General features: G+C 51.3%; 1 protein-coding gene. It reads right to left on the bottom strand.

The features are described from left to right. Positions 1-3395, bottom strand: a 3395-nt coding sequence (locus L693_RS0116565; protein WP_025718386.1) for a condensation domain-containing protein, incomplete at both ends; no start/stop codon positions are given.

Raw genomic sequence — 3395 nt, forward strand, 5'->3', positions numbered from 1 at the left:
ACCTGCTCCGGTGTGTGCGCTGCTTGTGTCTCGAACAAGCCATGGATCGTCTGCTTGCTTGGATACTCGGCGGCTGTATCTCCCCATACGCCGAGAATTTGCTCGCGCTCCTGCTCACTTAAAACATCCAGCTCATGCACTCGAATGTCCGGCTTCGTTGTCACTTGCTCCAGCAGCTGCACCAGATGGCCCTGAGTCCGCTCAACAGCTTCACGATCATATAGCTTTGCATTGTATTCAAATCGGATTTTCATGGCTTCCTGCGGCATAACGACCAGATTGAAATCATAGTTGGTTTGTTCAATCATGCCTGCATTGCTAATTACAAAATCCGACTCCGCACCTTCGCCAAGCTGCTCGACCTGCTCCTCCACCGGATAGTTTTCAAACACAATAATGTGGTTGATCAGGTCTTGCTTTTGCTCGGTCAAGGCTTGAATTTCATATAGCGGATACGTTTCATAATCTTGAGAAGCCAAGGCCTGCTTCTGATTCGCTCTGATCATATCGGCAAACGTGTCCTCAGCTCCACTGCGAATACGTACTGGAATGGTGTTAATGAACAAGCCCACCATATTTTCGATACCCGGAATATCAGCCGGACGACCAGACACTACGCCGCCAAAAACAGCGTCATCACTACCGTTATACTCTTGAAGCAGCAATCCCCAGGCCGTTTGCAGTAATGTATTCGTGGTCACGTGGTGCTGCTTGGCAACCATTTCCATGCGTCCTGTCAAGTCCTTGCCCAGATCACACAGTACAGTCTCAAATTGTGCACCGTCCACTTTCACGCCTACTTTTCCGGTCGGAATCGAAGTTTGCTGATCATAGTCGAGCAAATAATCATTCCAGTATGAAGATGCAGCCTCTACATCCTGTGCTTCAAGCCACTCAATATACTGACTGTATGGAGTAACTGGGGCAAGCTTCGGTTCTCTATGCTCCACGGCTGCAAAATAAGCCTCAAACACCTCATCCGTTACCAATGCCACACACCAGCCATCCATCAGGATGTGATGGGAGCTCCACACAAAATAATAATCCTCGTCACCTGTTCGTAAAATCGCCACGCGCATCAACGCATCCCGGGACAAATCGAATCCGGCTGCCTTGTCCTTGCGAATAAATTCCTTCACATACGCGTCACGCTCCTGATCATCCAAATGACGCAGATCTTCACATCTGAATCCAACATCCTTGCGGCGGAAAATAACCTGCACAGGCTCATCCTGCCAACCGCTGTAGAAATTAGCTCTAAAAATCTCATGCCGCTGCGCCAAATGATTCAAGCTATCCTGGAAAATATCCGCTTGGAAGCGTCCACGCAGTTCAAATGTTGTTTGTTCAAAATAAGCACCTGACTCTGCATCCATCAGACTATGGAACAGCATACCTTTTTGCATCGGCGTCAACGCATATACATTTTCCAGCTCGCCGATGTCACGAGTCCGCTCTACCAATTGATCCAGCTCGGTCATCGTTACATTTTTAAGCATGATATCGCTTGGAGTCAGTTCCTGCTGCTTGCGGCCTGCGCAATGTGTAATGATGTCCCGCAAGCTGGTTCTGAACTCTTCGGCTAGCTGCTCCATCGTTTCACGGCGGTATTCCTGATTGCTGTAGCTGATCGTCAATTGCAGTTCGCCTTCCGAAATCAGTCCATTTATGTCCAGCGTGTGTGATCTGGCTGCATCTGCGCTAAGCTCTGCACCGCTAGAGTAAGGAGATATATCAATGGATTGATTTTGCATATCTTGATCAAATTGTCCCAAATAGTTAAAGCTGATCTCAGGTTCAGTTACAAAACGCTCCTGCTTACGTGCCGCGGCCAGGTATCTCAAAATACCGTAGCCAATGCCCTTTTGCGGAATGCGGCGCAGCCCTTCTTTCACATGTTTGATGCGCTGTGAAAGGTCTTGCCTCATGCTCATATCCAGCACAACCGGGAATTGGGTCGTAAACCAGCCAACGGTGCGAGTAATATCCAGCTCTGGCAAAATGGACTCCCGTCCATGGCCTTCCAGGCTGACGAGCACTCGTTCAATACCCGCCCAGCGATGAATAGACATGCCCAATGCGGTAAGCAGCAAATCATTCATATCCGTGTTGTAGGCACGATGCGCCTGTTTTAACAGCTGCTCGGTTTCTTGAGCTGTCCACGTGACCGTAATGATCTCACTGTCCCTATTCAAGGAATAGGACTGTGGCTGGTCTTTTGGAAGCGGCTCGTACATTCCCTGCTCAATTTCTCGCCAAAATGCAAGTTCTGCTGCCATTGCCGGACCGTTCGCGTATTGAGACTGCCCATCAGCCCAGGTGCGGAACGAATCCGTTTTGTGCGGAAGACGAGCCGCTTGTCCGTTCAATGCCTGCTCATAGGCTGTCGTAATATCCTCGAACAAAATGCGCCAGGATACGGTGTCCACCACCAAGTGATGAATAGCAATCAACAGATGATCTCCATCTGGGCAATGGAACAGCCCCAGCTTCACCAGCGGTCCTTCGCTTAAATGGATACCCGCCTGAATTTCATTCACTTTGGCCTCGATCGCCGCTGACAGCTCAGTCTCATTGTTGAAATCCGTAATTTCCAGCGTATACAGCTCGCCCTCACCAATCGCGCGGTTCCAGGCTTCATATCCGTATTCACCAGGACGGAAAATGATACGCAGCGCGTCGTGATGACTAACAACTTGATCCATCGCTGTCCGCAGTGCCGATTCATCGAAACCGTCCTTGCTATGCAGCATGATGGACTGGTTATGATGATGAGCATCCGTCAGGTTTTGCTCAAAGAACCATTGTTGAACTGGTGTCAGCTTCACAGCGCCCACCACTTCGCTCTGATCAGCCAATCTTGTAACCGATTGGACTTTCAGCGCCAATGCAGACACCGTTGGATTGCTGAACAGGTCTTTCATGTCCAGTCGATAGCCTGCTTGCAGCAATCGGGATGACACTTGCAGCGCTTTGATCGAATCGCCACCAAGCTCGAAGAAGTTATCCTGCGTGCCTACCGCTTCCACGCCGAGCACCCCGGCCCATACCGCAGCCAGCACCTGCTCTACCGTGGTACGCGGGGCCACATAGGCTGCACCGGTATGGATACTGCCTTCCGGCTCCGGCAAGGCCTTGCGGTCGATTTTGCCGTTGCTTGTCAGCGGCAACGTCTCCAGTCTCATCAAGCGTGCTGGCACCATGTGTGCTGGCAGCCCTGCTTCCAGCTCAGCCTGTACCTCCTCGATCCGCAGCTCCGCTTCTCCCGTGAGGTATCCGCACAAATACTTGTGCCCACGCTCGTCCGTCCGGTCGATCACGACGGCTTGACGCACACCCGGCACCCGCTGGATCGCTGTTTCGATCTCGCCCAGCTCGATCCGGTAGCCCCGGAT

This window comes from Paenibacillus sp. 1-18, assembly GCF_000520755.1.
GTDB classification, from domain to species: Bacteria; Bacillota; Bacilli; order Paenibacillales; family Paenibacillaceae; genus Paenibacillus; species Paenibacillus brasilensis.